The 16,726-nt window shown below is 64.1% G+C and carries 18 protein-coding genes and 1 pseudogene; 11 read left to right on the top strand and 8 right to left on the bottom strand.

Features of this window, described 5'->3' with window-relative positions; all coding sequences use genetic code 11:
• The first annotated feature begins 212 nt into the window (after positions 1-212).
• The 5 genes and pseudogenes from resB to LFT44_RS08380 all read left to right on the top strand — a co-directional run bounded on the left by resB (position 213) and on the right by LFT44_RS08380 (position 3,881).
• Positions 213-1,790: a cytochrome c biogenesis protein ResB gene (gene resB / locus LFT44_RS08400; protein WP_236802837.1), complete on the top strand. Its 1,578-nt coding sequence runs from the start codon at positions 213-215 to the stop codon at positions 1,788-1,790.
• Positions 1,790-1,918: pseudogene (locus tag LFT44_RS08395) on the top strand (c-type cytochrome biogenesis protein CcsB); the annotation flags it as partial. The gene resB and the pseudogene LFT44_RS08395, both read left to right, overlap by 1 nt.
• Positions 1,919-2,062: 144 nt before the next feature.
• Entirely contained in the window at positions 2,063-2,455 is a 393-nt protein-coding gene (locus LFT44_RS08390) for a nuclear transport factor 2 family protein (RefSeq protein WP_236802167.1), read from the top strand.
• A 130-nt stretch (positions 2,456-2,585) separates the two neighbouring features.
• Entirely contained in the window at positions 2,586-2,762 is a 177-nt protein-coding gene (locus tag LFT44_RS08385) for a CsbD family protein (protein WP_236802166.1), read from the top strand.
• A 273-nt stretch (positions 2,763-3,035) separates the two neighbouring features.
• Entirely contained in the window at positions 3,036-3,881 is an 846-nt protein-coding gene (locus LFT44_RS08380) for a hypothetical protein (protein WP_236802165.1), read from the top strand.
• A 1,190-nt stretch (positions 3,882-5,071) separates the two neighbouring features.
• On the opposite strand, the gene LFT44_RS08375 is transcribed toward LFT44_RS08380, so the two are convergent.
• On the bottom strand, positions 5,072-5,335 hold the full coding sequence (locus LFT44_RS08375) for a hypothetical protein (RefSeq protein WP_236802164.1): 264 nt from the start codon (positions 5,333-5,335) through the stop codon (positions 5,072-5,074).
• Between the two features lie 357 nt (positions 5,336-5,692).
• On the bottom strand, positions 5,693-5,842 hold the full coding sequence (locus LFT44_RS08370) for a hypothetical protein (RefSeq protein ID WP_236802163.1): 150 nt from the start codon (positions 5,840-5,842) through the stop codon (positions 5,693-5,695).
• Positions 5,843-5,959: 117 nt separating this feature from the next.
• Between LFT44_RS08370 and LFT44_RS08365 the strand changes: the two genes are divergently transcribed.
• On the top strand, positions 5,960-6,859 hold the full coding sequence (locus LFT44_RS08365; protein ID WP_236802162.1) for a DNA/RNA non-specific endonuclease: 900 nt from the start codon (positions 5,960-5,962) through the stop codon (positions 6,857-6,859).
• A gap of 314 nt (positions 6,860-7,173) precedes the next feature.
• Here the strand turns inward: LFT44_RS08365 and LFT44_RS08360 are convergent, their stop codons facing one another.
• Both LFT44_RS08360 and LFT44_RS08355 read right to left on the bottom strand, forming a co-directional pair.
• Positions 7,174-7,455, bottom strand: coding sequence for a hypothetical protein (locus tag LFT44_RS08360; protein WP_236802161.1), 282 nt, complete (start codon positions 7,453-7,455; stop codon positions 7,174-7,176).
• Between the two features lie 101 nt (positions 7,456-7,556).
• Entirely contained in the window at positions 7,557-8,360 is an 804-nt protein-coding gene (locus LFT44_RS08355; RefSeq protein ID WP_236802160.1) for a phosphotransferase family protein, read from the bottom strand.
• Positions 8,361-8,703: 343 nt separating this feature from the next.
• On the opposite strand from LFT44_RS08355, the gene LFT44_RS08350 reads away from it, so the two are divergent.
• The gene (locus LFT44_RS08350) at positions 8,704-9,195 is read left to right on the top strand and encodes a hypothetical protein (protein WP_236802159.1); all 492 of its coding nucleotides are present in this window, start codon (positions 8,704-8,706) and stop codon (positions 9,193-9,195) included.
• Positions 9,196-9,247: 52 nt separating this feature from the next.
• Here LFT44_RS08350 and LFT44_RS08345 read toward each other — a convergent pair whose 3' ends face one another.
• Positions 9,248-9,793: a hypothetical protein gene (locus tag LFT44_RS08345; RefSeq protein WP_236802158.1), complete on the bottom strand. Its 546-nt coding sequence runs from the start codon at positions 9,791-9,793 to the stop codon at positions 9,248-9,250.
• Between the two features lie 538 nt (positions 9,794-10,331).
• Between LFT44_RS08345 and LFT44_RS08335 the strand changes: the two genes are divergently transcribed.
• The 3 genes from LFT44_RS08335 to LFT44_RS08325 all read left to right on the top strand — a co-directional run bounded on the left by LFT44_RS08335 (position 10,332) and on the right by LFT44_RS08325 (position 13,212).
• Positions 10,332-10,826 (top strand): DUF3515 domain-containing protein, encoded by a 495-nt coding sequence (locus LFT44_RS08335; protein WP_236802157.1) that lies wholly within the window; start codon positions 10,332-10,334, stop codon positions 10,824-10,826.
• Between the two features lie 894 nt (positions 10,827-11,720).
• Positions 11,721-12,434, top strand: coding sequence for a lipoprotein intramolecular transacylase Lit (locus LFT44_RS08330; protein ID WP_236802156.1), 714 nt, complete (start codon positions 11,721-11,723; stop codon positions 12,432-12,434).
• A gap of 424 nt (positions 12,435-12,858) precedes the next feature.
• A complete protein-coding gene (locus LFT44_RS08325) occupies positions 12,859-13,212 on the top strand; it encodes a hypothetical protein (protein ID WP_236802155.1) in 354 nt (117 codons plus the stop codon).
• Positions 13,213-13,344: 132 nt separating this feature from the next.
• Here the strand turns inward: LFT44_RS08325 and LFT44_RS22130 are convergent, their stop codons facing one another.
• Both LFT44_RS22130 and LFT44_RS08320 read right to left on the bottom strand, forming a co-directional pair.
• Complete coding sequence (locus LFT44_RS22130) at positions 13,345-13,725, bottom strand: prolipoprotein diacylglyceryl transferase family protein (protein WP_442863774.1); 381 nt, start codon at positions 13,723-13,725, stop codon at positions 13,345-13,347.
• A 624-nt stretch (positions 13,726-14,349) separates the two neighbouring features.
• The gene (locus LFT44_RS08320; RefSeq protein WP_236802154.1) at positions 14,350-14,700 is read right to left on the bottom strand and encodes a DUF3817 domain-containing protein; all 351 of its coding nucleotides are present in this window, start codon (positions 14,698-14,700) and stop codon (positions 14,350-14,352) included.
• Between the two features lie 314 nt (positions 14,701-15,014).
• On the opposite strand from LFT44_RS08320, the gene LFT44_RS08315 reads away from it, so the two are divergent.
• The gene (locus LFT44_RS08315; RefSeq protein ID WP_236802153.1) at positions 15,015-15,647 is read left to right on the top strand and encodes a DedA family protein; all 633 of its coding nucleotides are present in this window, start codon (positions 15,015-15,017) and stop codon (positions 15,645-15,647) included.
• A 114-nt stretch (positions 15,648-15,761) separates the two neighbouring features.
• Here the strand turns inward: LFT44_RS08315 and LFT44_RS08310 are convergent, their stop codons facing one another.
• Positions 15,762-16,682 carry a WD40/YVTN/BNR-like repeat-containing protein gene (locus tag LFT44_RS08310; protein WP_236802152.1) on the bottom strand — a complete coding sequence of 307 codons (921 nt, stop codon included), beginning with the start codon at positions 16,680-16,682 and terminating at the stop codon, positions 15,762-15,764.
• Between the last annotated feature and the right edge of the window lie 44 nt (positions 16,683-16,726).

Genomic DNA, 16,726 nt, shown 5'->3' with positions numbered 1-16,726 from the left:
TGCAACGAGGAGCACTTCCTTCGCTTTGGGCAGACCTTTCACAAGAGTCTTGTCAGGCCGCTAACTGGTTCCCTCGCCGCCTTTCGGGGAGCGGAGCCATGCTTCTCCCCTCACAAATAGAAAGGACTTTCGTGTCTGGAAGTTCACCACATCCGGAACCCCGCCTGCAGCAGGCCGCGACCGTGACCCTGCCGGCCCTTGGCGCCAGGGGCATGCTGCGCTGGGCGTGGACGCAGCTGACCAGCATGCGCACGGCGCTGTTGCTTTTGCTCCTGCTGGCGGTGGCGGCGGTCCCGGGCTCGCTGTTCCCGCAGCGGCCGGTCAATGCACCCGCAGTGGCGCGGTACCTGAAGGACAACCCCGGTGTCGGGCCGGTGCTCGATGCCCTCCAGCTTTTTGACGTGTACACCTCGGTGTGGTTCTCCGCCATTTACCTGCTCCTGTTTATCTCGTTGATCGGCTGCGTGCTGCCCCGGGCCAGGACGCACTTCAAGGCTCTGCGCTCGAGCCCGCCCCGCACGCCCCGGCGCCTGTCCAGGCTGCCCGAGTACGGAACCGTGGTCCTGCCCGCCGACGCGGGGCGCTCCGCGTCAAGTGTCATCAATGATGCCGCGGCGCTGCTGAAGAAGCGAGGCTACCGGGTGGAGGTGCGCGACGGCGGCGCGGAGCTGCCCTCCCTGGGAGCCGAGCGCGGCTTTGTGAAGGAAGCCGGTAATCTGCTCTTCCATACCTCGCTGATCGGCGTGCTGGTGTGCGTCGCTGTCGGGGGCATGTTCGGATACCGCGGACAAAAGATCATCGTTGAAGGTGACAGCTTCATCAATACCCTTGTCAGCTACGACGCCTTCACCCCGGGGACCAACTTCAACCCGGCATGGCTGAAGCCTTTCGCGGTCACTTTGGATAAGTTCGAGGTCCGCTTCGACCGGGAATCGAGAAAACAATTCGGCCAGCCCATCGACTTCACCGCCGCCCTGACCACCAGGGACGGAACAAACGCACAGCCGCGCCAACAGATCCTGAAAGTCAACGAACCCGTCTACTTCGGTGAAACCGGCATGTTCCTGGTCGGCAACGGCTACGCACCGGTGGTGACCGTCAAGGACGGCACTGGAAAGACCGCCTTCAGCGGCCCCGTGGTCTCCGTCCCCAGCGACTCCGTCTATACGTCCTCCATCGTGATCAAGGTTCCCGACGCTGCGCCCTCCCAGCTGGGCTTCGTCGGGTTCTTCCTGCCCTCGGCGATCAAAAACGACCAGGGCGTTTCCTACAGCTTTGACCCGGACCCCTTGAACCCGCAGCTGAGCCTGAACTCCTATTACGGCGATCTCGGACTGAACACAGGTGCCCCGCAGAACGTGTACGTCCTGGACGTGAAAAAACTGACCCAGCTCAACGGCCGGGACCTGCCGGCGGGCGGCATCACCCTCGCCCCGGGCAGTACCTACACCCTTCCCGACGGAAAGGGCAGCATCAGCTTTGACGGGCTCAAACGCTACGTCGGCGTCGATGTCCGCTCCACGCCCGGGCAGTCCGGCGTCCTCGTGTTCTCGCTGCTCGCCGTCGCAGGGCTCATCACCTCGCTCTACGTGAACCGCCGCCGCGTCTGGATCCGTGCCGGAACACACGACGACGGGCGCACGATGGTCGAGTACGGGCTGCTCGCCCGCGGCGAGGACCACCGCCTGGCCGCCGAGGCCGCAGCCATCCGCGAACTCCTCACCCGCCAGTGGCAGCTTGCCTCCAATCCCTCCGACTCCCTCTCTTCAACCACTACGAAGGACCAGTAATGCTCCCCCTCAACGAAACCATGGGCCAGTACAGCGAGCTGTTCATGCTGCTCGCCGCAGCCACGTACACCTTGGCGTTCATCGCCTTCGCCTGGGACCTCGCCCGCAACTCCAAGACGCTGCACTCCTGGATGCCGTCGACGCACCGGAACTCGCCTTACGCGGCGGTCCGACAGATGGGGAGGCAGAGGGTCCAATGACCCTCGACGGTGCTGCTGCCCACGACTAACCTGTCCCCGCAGGAATCCGACAACAATGACAGAAGGCTCGAAATGGGATCGCAGGAAAACGTGGAACTGGTTCGGCGTGGCTATGAAGCATTCAGTGCTGGCGACATGGATACGCTCCGGGACATCTTCACCGAGGACGCCACGTGGCGCGCCGCTGGAAACGGGCCGATATCCGGGGTCAAGCAGGGCCGGGACGAGATCCTCGCCTATTTCGGCGAGCTTGGATCCCGATCCAACGGATCGATGAACGTCACTGTGGAGGACGTCATCGTGGGCGAGAAGTACACTGTCGGCATTCAACTCACTCGTGCCGAGCGCAACGGCAAGACCCTGGATGAGCGGCAGGTCATTGTTTTCAGCGTCTCGGACGGGAAGGTGACGGAGGGCATTGAAATGGTGGAGGACACGTCCAAGGCCTCCGACTTCTGGTCCTGACATCTGGCGGAGCGGCCAGTGGCGCTGCCCCGCGGCATGCGGAACTAAGGGGCTTGAAAACCCCATCCTAGGCATGCTTACTGGAGGTGTAGCCGCACAGACCGGCTGCAACACCGTAGGAGGTGGAACCGTGGGAGCGGGAGACAAGATTCGCAACGCCGCCCAGAAGGCAGGCGGCAAGGTCAAAGAAGCTGCCGGCGCAGCCACGGGCGACGAGAGCCTGCGGGCCAAAGGCAAGGCAGAACAGACCAAAGCTGATCTGAAGCAGGCCGGCGAAAAGGTCAAGGACGCCTTCAAGAAGCACTAACCTCGACCACGGAATGGGCGCGCCCAGCTGGGTGCGCCTTTTTCGTGCCCTGGAAGGGCCAGCGGGACATCGCTGCTGCTCAAGCGCTCGCCACCGGTTGGGGACCTCCGGCGGGCCGACTGTGTGATTAATTACGTTCTCGGCGTGGTCGCTGAAACTCTCAGGTGCGCGTGGAAACCTTGAAGGTGAAGCGTCAACAGCTCGACGCGATCATTCAGAATGCCGACCTGATCGTCGGCGCGAAACTTCTGCACAAACACAAACATGGGAACCATGATCAACACCGACGATAACAACTCCGAAGGAACATCCAAGAACGCCCCCGAACCCGTGAAGAAGGGCCTTGATCTGAGTCCGACCCAGGTCATCGCCGGCGGAGGCGCGGCGGCCGTGGCCTCCGTCGTAGGCGGAAACCTCGGACTTGGCGGGACCGTCATCGGGGCCTTTATCCTCAGTGTTATCACTGCCGTTGCCGTGCCCCTGTTCCGGGCATCCCTGGAAAGGAGCCACGAGCAGCTCAAGCGCGTCGTGCCCCGCCGCGGTGCAGCCGTGACCAGGACCGCCCCGCAGGAGCCCGCAAACACGGCCAGTATCCGTGCCACGTCCAGCAAGGTGTCCGCGGCCTCTCTGCCGCTGGAGCAAGCGGCTGCACCCGTGGTCACTAAGCCGCGCAGGTCACTGCCGGGCCGGGCCCGGATGGCTTTAGGTGCAGCCGCCATCTTCGTGATCGGGCTTGGGTCCGTTGTTGGTGTCCAGGCAGCCACCGGAAGGCCCCTGTCGAACGGCACCGCCACCCTCCAATCGGGCATTACCCAGGTGGCGTCGAACGCGGCGAACACCCGCAGTACCCCTGAGAGGGATCCGCAGCCGGGCACCAAGGCAGTGGTCCCGAGTACATCGCCGACGGATGATGCAGCGAGCCCCAATGAGGAAAGCACGGCCTCACCCGCTCCCTCGAGCAAGGCAAGCCCCAAGCAAACAAACCCTGCCGGTAAGGCCACGCCGCAACCGTCGACGGCGCCGAGCCAGGCCGCACCGACGGCCGGCCCAACCAGCGAAGGGGACGGACAGGCCGATCCCGGCCTTTCGGTGGCCACCACTGCCCCCGCCGCCAAGTAGGCCACTCCCCCGGTGCCGCCGGCACAAATATCAGCTGTGCGTAGGGACACAGCCGAATCGGAAACGGCTGACACAGGAAAGAATCGGGAAGGGCGCGCTCAGCGAACGGGGCGCGCCCTTTTCGTGCCCAAATACTGCGTCTGCCCGTCGGTCCCCTTGTCCGTCCGAGTACCCTAGGGGGCAACGACTATTGGGGGTGGTTATGGATCCGATTGCGGATCGCCGAGCTGACCGGATCGTTGCAAGCATTGCCTTGAGGCCGACTACCGTCCAACGACGCAGACCAAGCGCAAAGCGCCGAACCCCGAGTGGGTCCTGATGTACCGCAGGGCATCAGCGCGCCACGCATCGATGCGGGTGCCCGGGTGCCCGGGTGGCCGAGTCGCTGGTGCGGTATCACCTGGCTATCGCCGCCAAGCAGGAACCTTCGATTCGGGCCGAGCACCAGGCCGTCCCGCCCTCCCCCCCCGGCCAGGCCGCGGATGACCCGTGCCGGCCAGAGGAATCTGGATGCCGTGCTTCCGTTCTTCGAGGCCGAGGGCCGGCTGCCGGTCAAGGGACGCTCGGCGCAAGAGACCCTTCTGGCCGAGTGGCTTGTCAGCCGGCGCGGGGAAGCCGCCGTCTGTCCCCCGCTTACGCCGCGGCCTTCGACGCCGTCCCCAACTGGCGGGCCTATCCCACGAAGCGGGACGCAGATGCGGCCCGGTGGAAGCTGCGCCTGGCCGAGGTTGCTGCACACTTGGCCGCCGCCAACGATTGGCCACTCCACACTAAGACGGAGGACCAGCACGAACGCACCCTTGGGTGTGGCTGCACACCGGGCGGATCGATTGCCGGGCTGGGAACCTCGACCCCTCCAAAGAGAAACAGCTGCACGAGGTCATCCCGGGCTGGCGGCAAGGAAGACCGCTGCGGGGCGCGAACAGCCGACGAAGCGAAGCCCAGAGGACTGGCTAACCTATCCCGCCTCCTCCGACTGGTCCTACCCAGCCGCTGAACTCTCCGCCTCCCCTCTGGCGCTCATCGTCGTCCTTTCCGCAGCGGAGACAGCGCCTAAGCTGCCGTCTTCGGCGTGTTCGACATGCCATTTATGGCTGATATTCAGCTTGCACAGCAGGACCTTCAACATAGCCTGCTCCCATCCGCGTATCCGGCACCATCAATGATGGCCACGGGCAGCCACGGCGGGCTTATTCGAACAGCTCAACGCGCGGTTCACCCTGTACGCCACTGCGCTGCATCGCGTCACGCAGGTCTTCCCTGCTAAAGAACGCCCTGGCGGTTTCCACATTGTCGAAATGATGGATGACGAGGACGTTGTTCGGATCATCAACCATCCGGTGCACCGACTCCTGGGTCACGCCGCCATCTTTCTGCATTTCACCAACGGAATCGTAGACCTTGCGCCATGCCTCATAGTCAGCGACGCGGTGAAGGATATGTGCAACACTCATGATGCTTCTCCTTGAAGCGTGCAGCGCTGCCACAGAGGCTCGGCCTGGTCTTGGTGTCAGGACGGCGGCCCCCGGACAGTGCATACACATTCCTCTGTGGACGACTCAGGACTGGGCCGCCACTGGCCGTGTTACTCCTGCCCAAGAGGGCTGTCAACAGCCTCCGCAATCGGCTCGCAGGTGTCCATGAGGCCGTGGCGGAGGAGCCGTGAGTCGGCCCCTCCTAAGGCGGATCTTCCCGGTAACAGCAGGCTACTGGGTGGTCAGTTCCGGCAGTTGATCAGGGAACACGGTGCGAGGGTCGAGGCCGACCGCCTCAAGGATCGCGCGGGCCAGGGCCGGAGCGTGATCGGCCCCCTAGGCAACGGAGGCGGTGACACCGTCCGCCTGGTCGATCTGGACTGTAGCCTCCGCTTCTCCGTGAGGGATCGGCTTCCACACATCGAGGTGGTCCTGGGCGATAATTGTGTCCCAGTGGCGGTGTACGAAGAAGGCTTCGGCGGCCATGGCAGTCCTCTCCTGAATATGGTCGAGAGAGTACTATATGCAGGCCCATGCTCCATCTGCCAGTAGTGGTCAACCAACGTTCAGCCCGCCGTCATGTGGGGCTGGTAGGGTCCGGGCATGGCTGAACTTATGACGCGCGAGGCATCAGCCGCAACCGCCCGTGATCTGGCCGGCCGCGCCGGGTACGACGCCGGTTTCCTGGGGGTCCCGGTCCCGATCCCCGAGCTGCCGGGCGTGGAAACCGTCCTGCTCCCCTACACGCACTTCTCGGTCCTTATGCGCCTAGACAAGCGGCTTGCCGCGGTTACGGCCCTGGGCGTGGACGGGAAGAAGCTGATGAACCTGGACCGTGCCGGGGTCCTGTGGCGGCTTGATCCGCGTCTGCCGGCGGACCAGCAGACCGGGGAGCGGGTCTATGCGCACAACGACATCGACCGCGGCCACCTCGTCCGGCGTGCTTCCGCTGTGTGCGGTGATACCCGGGCGGAGGCAGAGCAGGCGAACGAGGACACCTTCCATTACACGAACGCTGCCCCGCAGGCGGCCAAGTTCAACCAGGGCATGCAGCTCTGGCTGGGCCTGGAATCCTACCTGCAGGAGCACGCCGCGGACAACAGCCGGCGCATCGTCGTGTTCACCGGGCCGATCTTCGGCCCCACCGATCCGGTGTGCCGGGGCGTGGACATCCCGCTGAAGTTCTTCAAAGTCGCCGACTTTCCTCCAGGCCGGGAAGCTGGCCGCCACCGGCTACGTCGTGGACCAGACACCCTCCCTGGCCGACCTGCCGGACGTCCCCCGGCCCGGGGTCACCGACGACGCCCCACCACTCGGGCCCTTCCGGATCTTCCGGGTCCCCATCCGGGACATCGCCGCCCTCACCGGACTGGACCTGGCCCAGCTCGCGGCCGTGGACCGGGTGCCGATCGCCTCGGCCCTGCCCGGCGCGCGGGTCACCGAAACTGGCGTGAGCTGCACTCCCCCGAAGACCTGGACCTGGACTTCGACCTCGGCGGCTGATTCTGGGACATCCCCAAATGGGTCGGAGGCCGTTTTAGACCTGTCCGGCCGAGCACGCCATAACAACACCGCACGCCCATACGACAGTCACATGGGGACAAAAGGTAAGTCGACGACGTTTTCTTTTCTCGCGGGACTGGCCGTGGCGACGTTCTCGCTCTTTGCGGCCCTGTGGGTGAACGGAAACATACCTCTGCCGCCGCCATCTCCACTTCCTGCATCCTCGGGGTAGCAACATTTCTGGCTACAGCCTGAGGCACAACACGAAAATCAGGCGAACCGACCAACCGCGGGTAGCCACCGGTCCTCCCCTATCAGGGAACTCTGAAGAAGCCCTTCGGGTCGTCAGCGCCCAGGAGGTCGTGGTGGAAGGCGATGGCGTCGACGGGCCGGGTATCCACGAAAAGGACCGCGACCGTCCGGGAGTGCACCACGGTGTAGCGGGTGAGGTCCTCCACCCAGGAATGGATCCCGGTGTACTCCTCGACGAACAACCCGTCACCGAGCAAGCCCCGCTCCTCGAGCAGGTCGTAGACAAGATTCCAGGCGAGATCCATCAGTTCGTGGATCGCCGCGTCCACTGTTGGAGCCGTCATACCTTCATGGTGCTCCCGGGCGCTGACTGTCCTTCGGACGATGGCGGGGCGTGTCCTGACGAAGCCTGCCTTACGTCGTCGACGGTGAGAAGCTCGTTCGCTCAAAAGTTTTGGAGTGCCTGATGCAACATCCGGTGCCCTTGGGATTCAAACGCCTCATCGCCTACGAAACGGGCCCAGACGGCCGTCCCCACGGCTTCGCGTAGCAGATTCATCCGCCAGACACTCTGGGATCGGGGGTCTTCGCCGTACCCGCGCAGGAAGGCTGCCTCCAGGCTCGGAGCCTGCTGCCACTGCTGGACCGTCAGCCTGCAGAAATCTGTGGCGGCGGGACGAAAGTGGAAGCGGCCGAAGTCAATTGCCTTAACCGTGCCGCGGTCGGTAAGCCAGTTCCTGGGCTGCCAGTCCCCATGTGTGGGAACAACATCTACTGGTTGCGGCCGGTACTCGGCCAGCCGGCAGCGGACTTCCCGTTCCATAGCCGGTTCAATGCGATGCTGCTTGTCCAGCCAGTTGACGGATTTTGCTGTTTCCCGGAACTCGTAGTCTTCGTCGACTCTTCGTTCCTGGGCGTGCAGTGCCTTGAGTAGCCCACCAGCCTGGAAGTGAACGTCTTCGGCGAGTTCGCCGACGGTGTTCTCCAAGGGCTCACCGTCCAGATACTCGAGAACCAAAAGGTTCAGGTCCCGGCTGGAGTGCAGCATCCGCCCTGCCCGCGCCCGTTCGACGAGAGGCCTGGTATAGGACGTGTGCGCGGTGATCTCACGCCCGATGTGGTGATTCGCGGGGCCCGCGGCTTTCACGATCACCATAGAACCAGCTGCCCGAACCTGCAGGACCTGCGTATCCAGCTGCCTCCAAGACAAGTCGGCAATGAGCTCTGGCCTTTGCAGCCATGCGCTCACCACGTCAGCCTGCAGGGCCGATAACCGTCCACCATCCCATCGCAGCATGTGCCGGAGTTTACCAGCGTTGCGTCCGGTCAAGCCGTCAAGGGCCGGGGATAGACTGGGGCGGGTAAGGACGGATTGGGGGATCCAGGGCGGCTTGCCGCTGTTCCGCTGGTCGGTCGTAGCCAGCGGAATCAAAGGATCGACCGTGACCTTCTTCCAGGACTACTCAATACCCGCGCCGCCTCCCCGCCCACGGACTCCTCAGTTCACGCCGCCTCCCTGGGTGGCGCCGCCTCGGTACGAACTTCCCGCGGTCGTTCCTGTAGGACGATTCGTCCACAAATCCCCGACATTTGTGCTGGCTATTGAAGCCGTCAAGGTCTATTCCACCGGATGCATATTTGAGGTGACCTGGATGCTGCGCCGCACCGACCAGGAGGACAGGAAGTGGGCGGAGACCAACGGGGTGTTTCACCGTCCAGCTCCCCAGGTGCGCAACGGCGGGATCGCAGCCGGCTCCGTGCTTCTGTTCGGGGTCCAGTTCCCGGACGGCACCAAGGCCAGCAGTTCATCCCTGGCGATGTATGAGCTCAAATCCCTGGATCAGGAACCTGATGGGCCGGTCTTCGAATACCGGCCCAAGGGCGGCAACGGCGGCGAGGACGATATGTCCGCAAACGGCGCACTGTGGCTGTGGCCGCTGCCGCCGGTCGGCGACCTGCGGCTGGTCGCCCAGTGGACAGACATGGGGATGCCCGAATCCTCCATTACACTCGACGGAAGCCGGCTCCGGGACGCCGCTGCCAGTGCCCTGAAGTACTGGCCAGAAGAGGACGGGCAGGGATGATAGCCCTGGTCCTGCTCGTGGTCTTCGCCGCGGTTGTCTCCTACGTCGGCGGCTACGGGGATGCCGGTTCGACGGCGTCCTGCATCTTCTGAAGTGTCGCTGGACTGGCTGCAATGTCGATGACTCCGCCGTCGGATTCCAGGGTGATGATCTGGTAGCCGCCCGGCACGGCCTGCTTGTTGTCGTTGTGCGTGGCCAGCCGTGGCGGCAGGCCGGTGCTGCGGAGGCCAGTGAGAGTCCGGCTGCGGCCGCTGGGGATCAGCTCGTCGTAGACGGCGGGCTGGAAGTCGATTCGGCCTGGCGCCGGGGTTGCGATGCCCATCTGCCAGACACCGCTAAGGGAACCAGGCAGGCTGTTCGGGTACCGCAGGAACAGGAGCGACTGTCCCTGCTCATCGAGCCTGGCCTTTGTTTTCCGGAGGCGTTTCTGGGTGAAGTACAAGCCGCCGCCAACAAACAGCATGAAGAACGCCATATTGGCAATCGTTGTATCCAGTTCCTGCCCGAGAAGCAGGTCAACAGTCACGGCAACGACGCCGCCAGCCAACACAGCAAGGGTGAAAGCTAGCTCAGGATGCTTGGCGCCCCACTCCCTCATGGCGTTATCATAGGGGCGACCCGGTTCCTCCGCTACGCCCCCCTGCCTCCGACTCCCCATCATCCACGAGCTCGCCGGAGGCGATGCGTTCAGCGGTGCGCCGGTACGCCTCCGCGACGTAGTCCTCGAGATCCTGGCGGCCTATACGCCACAGGCCGCGGCCACAAGCTGTAAGGCCCGCAGCTCCCCTGTCTTGATTAGCGCGTGGATCTGGTTAGGCTTCACGTTCAGCTCGTCGGCCGCCTGTTTCGGCGTCATGAAGCGCGGTGGGGGTCCAGCCGCTGGTAGCCCGGACATGCAGGTAGCCGGCACAGACCCTCAGATAACGAAGGCCCAGACTTCCCGTGGCGTCCCTGCCCCGGGGGTGTGGCCTCGGGCTTTCTCAGCCCAGATGGCGTCGAGCATAAGGGTGAAGGACCAGCTGGTGAAGCCGATGGCCTTGATGCGGCAGGAGAGGGTTCTGGCGGTGCGACGGCACCACTTGCAGTCCGTCCGGCCCCTTGCGGCCGCTCGTCCCACGCACCTATAGGGTGGAGAAATGTGCCCGCGCCACAGCATTACCCCCGTCATTGGTCCCATCCGATGGTTCGGTCTTCCGTTGGCAGCGGCAAGCCTGGTTCTGATCACTGCGTGCTCCCCGGTCGTGGACGTAACATCGGCGAAGGATGCTGCAAACCCCGCTTGCGCACCGATGATGGTGGCCCTCCCGGACGCTATCGAGGACGCGGCGCCGCGCAAGACCAACAGCCAGGCCACGGCCGCGTGGGGAGAGCCCTCCCGCCTGATCCTCCGCTGCGGGGTCAACGTGCCTGGCCCCACGACCGACCGATGCGTCAGCGTCAACGGGATCGACTGGCTGATCAGGGAAGGGGACCCGGTATGGACACTGACCACCTTCGGTCGCGAGCCTGCAACGGAAATCCTGATGGATCCGGACAAGATCAGTTCGGCGGCAGTCCTGGCCGATCTGGCTGATGCGGTTGGGAAGATCCCGGCAACAAGGAAGTGCCTCGGGCAGGAAGACACTGGATGAGCTTGGAAGGGGCTGCCATGGTGAATTGCGCCGACCTCGCCAAAGTCGCCTATCCGGCTAAACGCAGCCCATGGCGTGATGGGTCGGGTCGAAGACATGCAGTGACGGTAGCGGCCCCGGCTTGGGGTCCCCCAGTTGGCTGTGCAGGTGCCCGCGACGGCTGGCTCGCTATACGGGCAGGTCTGCGCCCTAACGGCCGCCGGGGCACAGTTTCGGGATGCTGATTTCACGTTCACTGGTGCCTAAGCCATGATCTGCGCGTTTATGCTGAATTCCCTGGGGCACGGAAGGGCCATGACGGTCAACCAACTCGAAACCAGAGGCGACCTCGTTACCTCGACCGTGCAGGCCGAGCCTGGGAACCTACGACGACGCCGAATCTTCGCGGTCAGGTCGGCCAGGTTTTCGTGCAGTGATTTGGATTGGTGTAGCCGGATAAGCCAACGGCCCGGACCCCATTGTTCGGAAGGTCACACCCGTCTGGCCTGGCTGGATGAGGCCGGGCCGCTGCTCATAGAAAACCGTAACCCCTCCGCCGACCGAGCTGCGTGGCGGACCCTTCCGTGTGGCCGGCTCGTGGGGACCAGAAAATACGCGGCGAAGGAGGCCTGTAGCCTTGTTGGAAAAAGGTCGCACTGACGTGTGTGGTGGGACGGCGCACAGTCAAGGAGAACCCAGATGGCCGGATCCGAAAACCCCCGCAGAACCGTGGGGTCCCCGCGAGACGGCCAGGGGGTTCCGGCGCAACCGCTGACGGGAGCCCATAGTGTCGACGACGACATCGCCGGCCTGCTCCGGGATTCAGTTCCGCCAGCGGCACAAGGTGCGGACGGCGAGGGCTCAAGCAGCGACCTGCCCTCGGGTGCCGGCAGCGTACCTTCGAGGAGGCACGAGGTGGTTCCCGGGCTCTTGTTCGGCCGGTTTCTTCAGGTCGTTGTGGCAGTGTTCTTCCCGGTGATCGTGGTCGCGGGTGCCGTCCGTGCCGTGACTTCGCCGCTGTTCCTTTGGCTCGAATACCAGCGCCCCGGCTTTCCCGTAGACATTTTTGGCTTTACCACTGAAGAGCGCCTCATCTACGGCTCTTATACCCTGGATTTCGTTCTGAACTTGGCCCCGGCCGGCTACCTCGGCAGACTCGTGAACGCAGAGGGCGGCAGGCTGTTCCTTGAGAGCGAAGTGGGACACATGTCAGATGTCAAGGGTGTTCTTTCGGTATCCTTCCTCGTGGCGTTCGTGATGCTGCTGGCCGCTGTCGCCTCGTGTGTGTACCTCGCCCGGAGGTATCAGGGCGCGGTCCGGAGGGCCCTGTTCTCCGGGGCGGTGCTGACACTGGCTCTCATCGCGGCGCTGGCCGTTGCGGCGGTCCTGGCGTGGGAAGCCTTCTTTGCGCAAGTCCATGCGGTGTTTTTCGCCGCGGGTACGTGGACATTCCGAGTAGATGACACCCTGATCCGGCTTTTTCCCGAACAGTTCTGGACCGACGCGGCGATTACGACCGCCGCCCTCGTGTTCATCGTGGCCACACTTACTGTTGCTTTCTGCTGGCCTGTCCGGCAGCCACGGCTTCCCGATGACAGTAACAGCGGCGTGACTGCGCATGCCCGATGAGCTGTCGGCCGGGCGGCGACGGGAATTCCGGCTCCGCTGCCGGGAACGGGAGCCCCGGTGACAGTGTCGATACATCCCGCTGGTCCAGACCTGTTCGACCGGGTTGTTGTCCTGATGGATCAAGCCCTGGATAATGAGGCCTTGGCCGAAGCTCCCGTCCAGCGCATCAAAAACACGGCAGCAAAGCCGCCGCCCCCCAGCACCATTGAACCAAACCTTTTCAGGCGGGGGCGGAGGAACCGAACTTCGGTGCAACAGGCGCACCTTCGGTGAAGCCGGAGTTGAAGCGATATAGTTGAGGGTGCGTCCGGCATCTGTCTTCCTGCGGCCACGGGGCTCACTGCCGGTGGTTGTGGAGCGGGTGGAGACGCAAAAATTGCCTCCGGCGGGCGCCCATACGAAAGCCGGATTTGAGGATTTCGCAGTGCACCTTCACATCGCGGCCGCCGGCCTTTACGCCCTGACGGCAACGCCCGCTCCGAGCCCTGCGGGTGACGGACTTCGGCCAGGCCTTAACGCGGACCAGGTAACCCCCGGGTTTCTTGGTTTCGCGATGACGGCGTTCATGGTCATCGCTGTTGTCATGCTCATGGTTTCCATGACCCGGCGAATCCGGCGTGTACGTTACCGGGAACAGTTCGCACAGGACAGCGAGGCAGCTTCGGCACGCACCGACGAGGCCCGCAACGAGCCTCTGATCAGCCCGGCCGCACGGGCGGGCGCAGCCGAGCCGGCTCATACAGCCGACCCGGGCGGCGAAAGACCGCGACGCGACTGATACGGTGCCCCAATGTTCCTGACCCCCGTAGCGAGGATCAGGCCATGGCAGCCAGCGTGATGTCAACCACCAGAATGAGGCCGCATACCGTGGCGGTCAGTATCCGTCCCCGCCGGGTGTGGGATTGCACCCTCAGTGGAAAGAGCAGCTGGCGGCCCAGTGTGTAGGCCGCGACTGAACCCACGAAAACCAAGCCGGGAATGCGCGGTGGCACTGCAATAGTCCCCATCGTGAGTCGGTAGGGCGCCCGTAACAGCATCGGCTGAAGAAACATCCGGCCCGCCCCAAAGCCATGCCGAAGAAGAGTCCGGCTGCCGTCGCGTCCACTACCCGGCCTGTAGGTAAGCCGAAAACCAGGGATCCGAGGATGATGGTGGACAGGGCTGCGGCCAAAAACCCCTGGATGCACGCACCGGTTTTGAAGTAGCTTTTGAGCGCCTGGCCGTTCAGGATCAGTGACCAGAGCCGGGCACCTGCCGCGCCAACCCCGTTTGCCAGCACGGTCAGCCACATCGGCCCGGTCGGGCCAATGCCCTGCCCGGCCAGGAAAGGGACTGGAGCAGTACAGCCAGGACCGCTCCCAGGCCCACCAGCACAGGCCAGGACACAACATGGAGGCCGGGACCTTGGGCGAGGGCATGAAAACTTGTGTGAACCGTCGTACGTTCGGGTGCGATTCCGGGAAGTGACGGTGCGGCGCCGAGAGTTTCTCCCGGACCGCGGTACGGGTGTCGCAGTGACATCCCATAACCCGCCGACAATACCTGACACGCAGGCCGTGACGGCGATCCGCCCTGTTCCTGCCGTGACCGAATCGATGTCTTCAGACTACGAAACGTTCCGTCACCGCACCGGTTCCTCGACTGGACCGGGTACCGGAAAATTGCACAGACAGGCTCTGGGGGCCATCCCAGCTGCCGGTGTCAATCCAGTAAGTGGCGGCCAGCCCCTGCGGATCAATCGAAGAGCCCGGTGCCGGGATCCGATTGCATGGCGGGCTCAACGCCTCACCCGGCCGCCGTATGAGCACCGCAGTCAGCGCAGCACTCCCGCTCTTCGGTCGACTTAAGTTTGCATAACGGGTCCGACGGGGCGCTCCTTGTTGGGAGCTCGGCCCGGCATCAGCCAAGACCAGGTTCAGGACGGCATATCCCGCTGGGCACTCAAAGCCAGCTCTGACTCACTGGGTTGGATTTGGGGACCTTCCGCCGCGTTCAGGTCGGCTCGCCGGGCAACCCACAGGCCGCCGCCCGGCAACACCGAATCAACAAGAACAATCGCCAGTGTCCTGCCGGTCCATTCATTTTTTCGCCACAGTAAGAGAGCCAGAAGAACGTACGCGATGAACAGCGCACCGTGGAGCGGACCTAATACCTGCACTCCGACCGCCTGTCCGACCCCGTACTTCACCATAGTTGCAAAGATGAGCAGCAGCCATGACACAGCCTCAGCCAGGGCCAGCACTCGAAATACACGCAGAAAGTCCATGGACGCGAAGATAGCAGCCTGTGCTGAAAGAATGCTGGAACGTATGATCGGTCGGGCGAAGGAGACTGCAGCCTGTGCGCCGAAAAGGCGGACCGCGGGTTTTGGAGGTGTGGGGGCCTCCCGCGTTTGTGCCCGGAACGGACGCAAATAGAACCCATTCCAGTCGGGCGACCGGGTGACGGCCAACCTCTGACAGCACGGGCTGAACCGAGCTGGCTGAGGGACCCCACCGGCAGGGGTACAGAGAACGCCGCCGCGGCCATGGGACACTGAAGAGCGATTTCCATCGCCCTTATTATCTGGGAGCTGCCGGCGTGGAGTTTATTAACGAGGCCGTGCTCCATGCGGCTGGTCAATGGTGGATTTACCCCGTACTGCTTGTCTTTTTCTTTGTTGACGGATTCGCGATGGTTGTTCCGAGCGAGACCCTCATAGTCGCGCTGTCTGCCTTCTCCCGGGAAAGTGGGGAACCCAATCTGTGGGTTCTTGGTGTCACCGCCCTGCTCGGGGCGATGGCCGGGGACAATATGGCTTACATGCTTGGCCGGAAAATCGGTTTGGAGCGCTGGTGGTGGATGCGCAAACCGAAGGTCCGGAAGGTGTTTGACTGGGCCCGGTACGAGCTGGAGAAGCGCGGCGCCGTGCTGATTTTTACCGCGCGGTACATCCCGTGGGGGCGGGTGGCCGTGAATTATGTCGCTGGAACCACCGCCTTCCCGCGCCGCCGGTTCTTCTTTCTTGATGCTTTCGCGTGCATTACCTGGGTCGTGTATTCACTCGGAATCGGCATGCTGGCCAGCTCCACGCCCTGGCTGCACCGCAGTCCTCTGCTGAGTGCCGGCATTGCCGTGGTGTTCGCAATCGTTCTTGGTATCGTCATCGACCACGTCCTGCGCTGGTGGCACAAACGCCTCGCCCGCCGTGACGCCACGCCTGCCAGGGAATAGGCCGGCAGCGGTGCCCGGCGGTCTTCGTCCCGGCCACATCGGGCGCCGGTCGGGGTGGTCAGCTGCCGATAAATCAGCAGTTCATGGCTGCGTCCGCCCTTTGCCACTGCGGATTCAGTTCAGAGCCTTCCATGTCCGTCCTTGGTCCGTGCTGGCGAAGACGGCAGCGGCGGTACCTTTGGGCGCTGCGGCATATATCGTTGATCCGTCCGGGGAGAACGTCGCCGCGGCGGCGCCCCTGGGCAGCATCAAGGGGGTCCAGGTCTTGCCGCCGTCGGCACTCAGGGCGCTTTCGGCCATTCCAACGGCAACCAATCGCTGGGTGTTGGTGGGGTCCCATGCCGCCGCCATCGCCCCGCCCGGACCGTCCAGCGGCTTCCAGGTAACGCCGCCATCGGCGCTGGCCGCGAGGCCCGCTGACATGGGGGCGATCAGCCGCTGCGGGTCGGAGGGCTCGACGAGGATCACGCCCATGATCATCCTGCCGGCTTCGGCGTTGCGGTCCTCCCAGCTCGCCCCGCCGTCCTTGCTGGCCACCAGCCCCCGCGCCGCGGTTCCGGCGTAGACCGTGTCTCCGGCGCCGCCGAGCGCGTGAACATCCCCCAGTCCGCCCTGGCCCGTGACCATGCTGAAGGAGGTCCCGTCCGTGGATTTGAACAGGCCGGGGTGCCCGCCGATGAGCGTCGTGTCTCCGCTGGCTGCGGCACCCATTGGATCGGCACCGTTCAACGAGGCCAGCTGAGTCCAGGTCCTGCCGCCGTCGCTGGAGACGGCTCCGCCATCGTGGCCGCCGACGTAGAGCCGGTCCCTGATGGCGGTCAGGACGTGCAGGTCCCCGCCAACATACGGCTTGATAGCAGCCGGCGTCCCGTCCTTCGGCCTACTGCTGGTGGCCAGGAAGATGCCGGTTCCGGCGCCCAGGGCGATCACCGCGGCGATGGCGATAACCACCCAGCGCTGACTGATCATGCGCGCCGTTTTGGGGGCGGTCGGCAGGGGCTTCTTGGTGGCAGCGGGCTTGTGTGCAGCGGGCATGTACTGATCCTTGCAGTTGGCGGGAGGTGCCTGAGGGCGGCCTG

The sequence above is a fragment of the Arthrobacter sp. FW306-05-C genome (assembly GCF_021801725.1).
Classification (GTDB): Bacteria; Actinomycetota; Actinomycetes; order Actinomycetales; family Micrococcaceae; genus Arthrobacter.
This window is presented reverse-complemented; position numbering and strand designations above follow the sequence as displayed.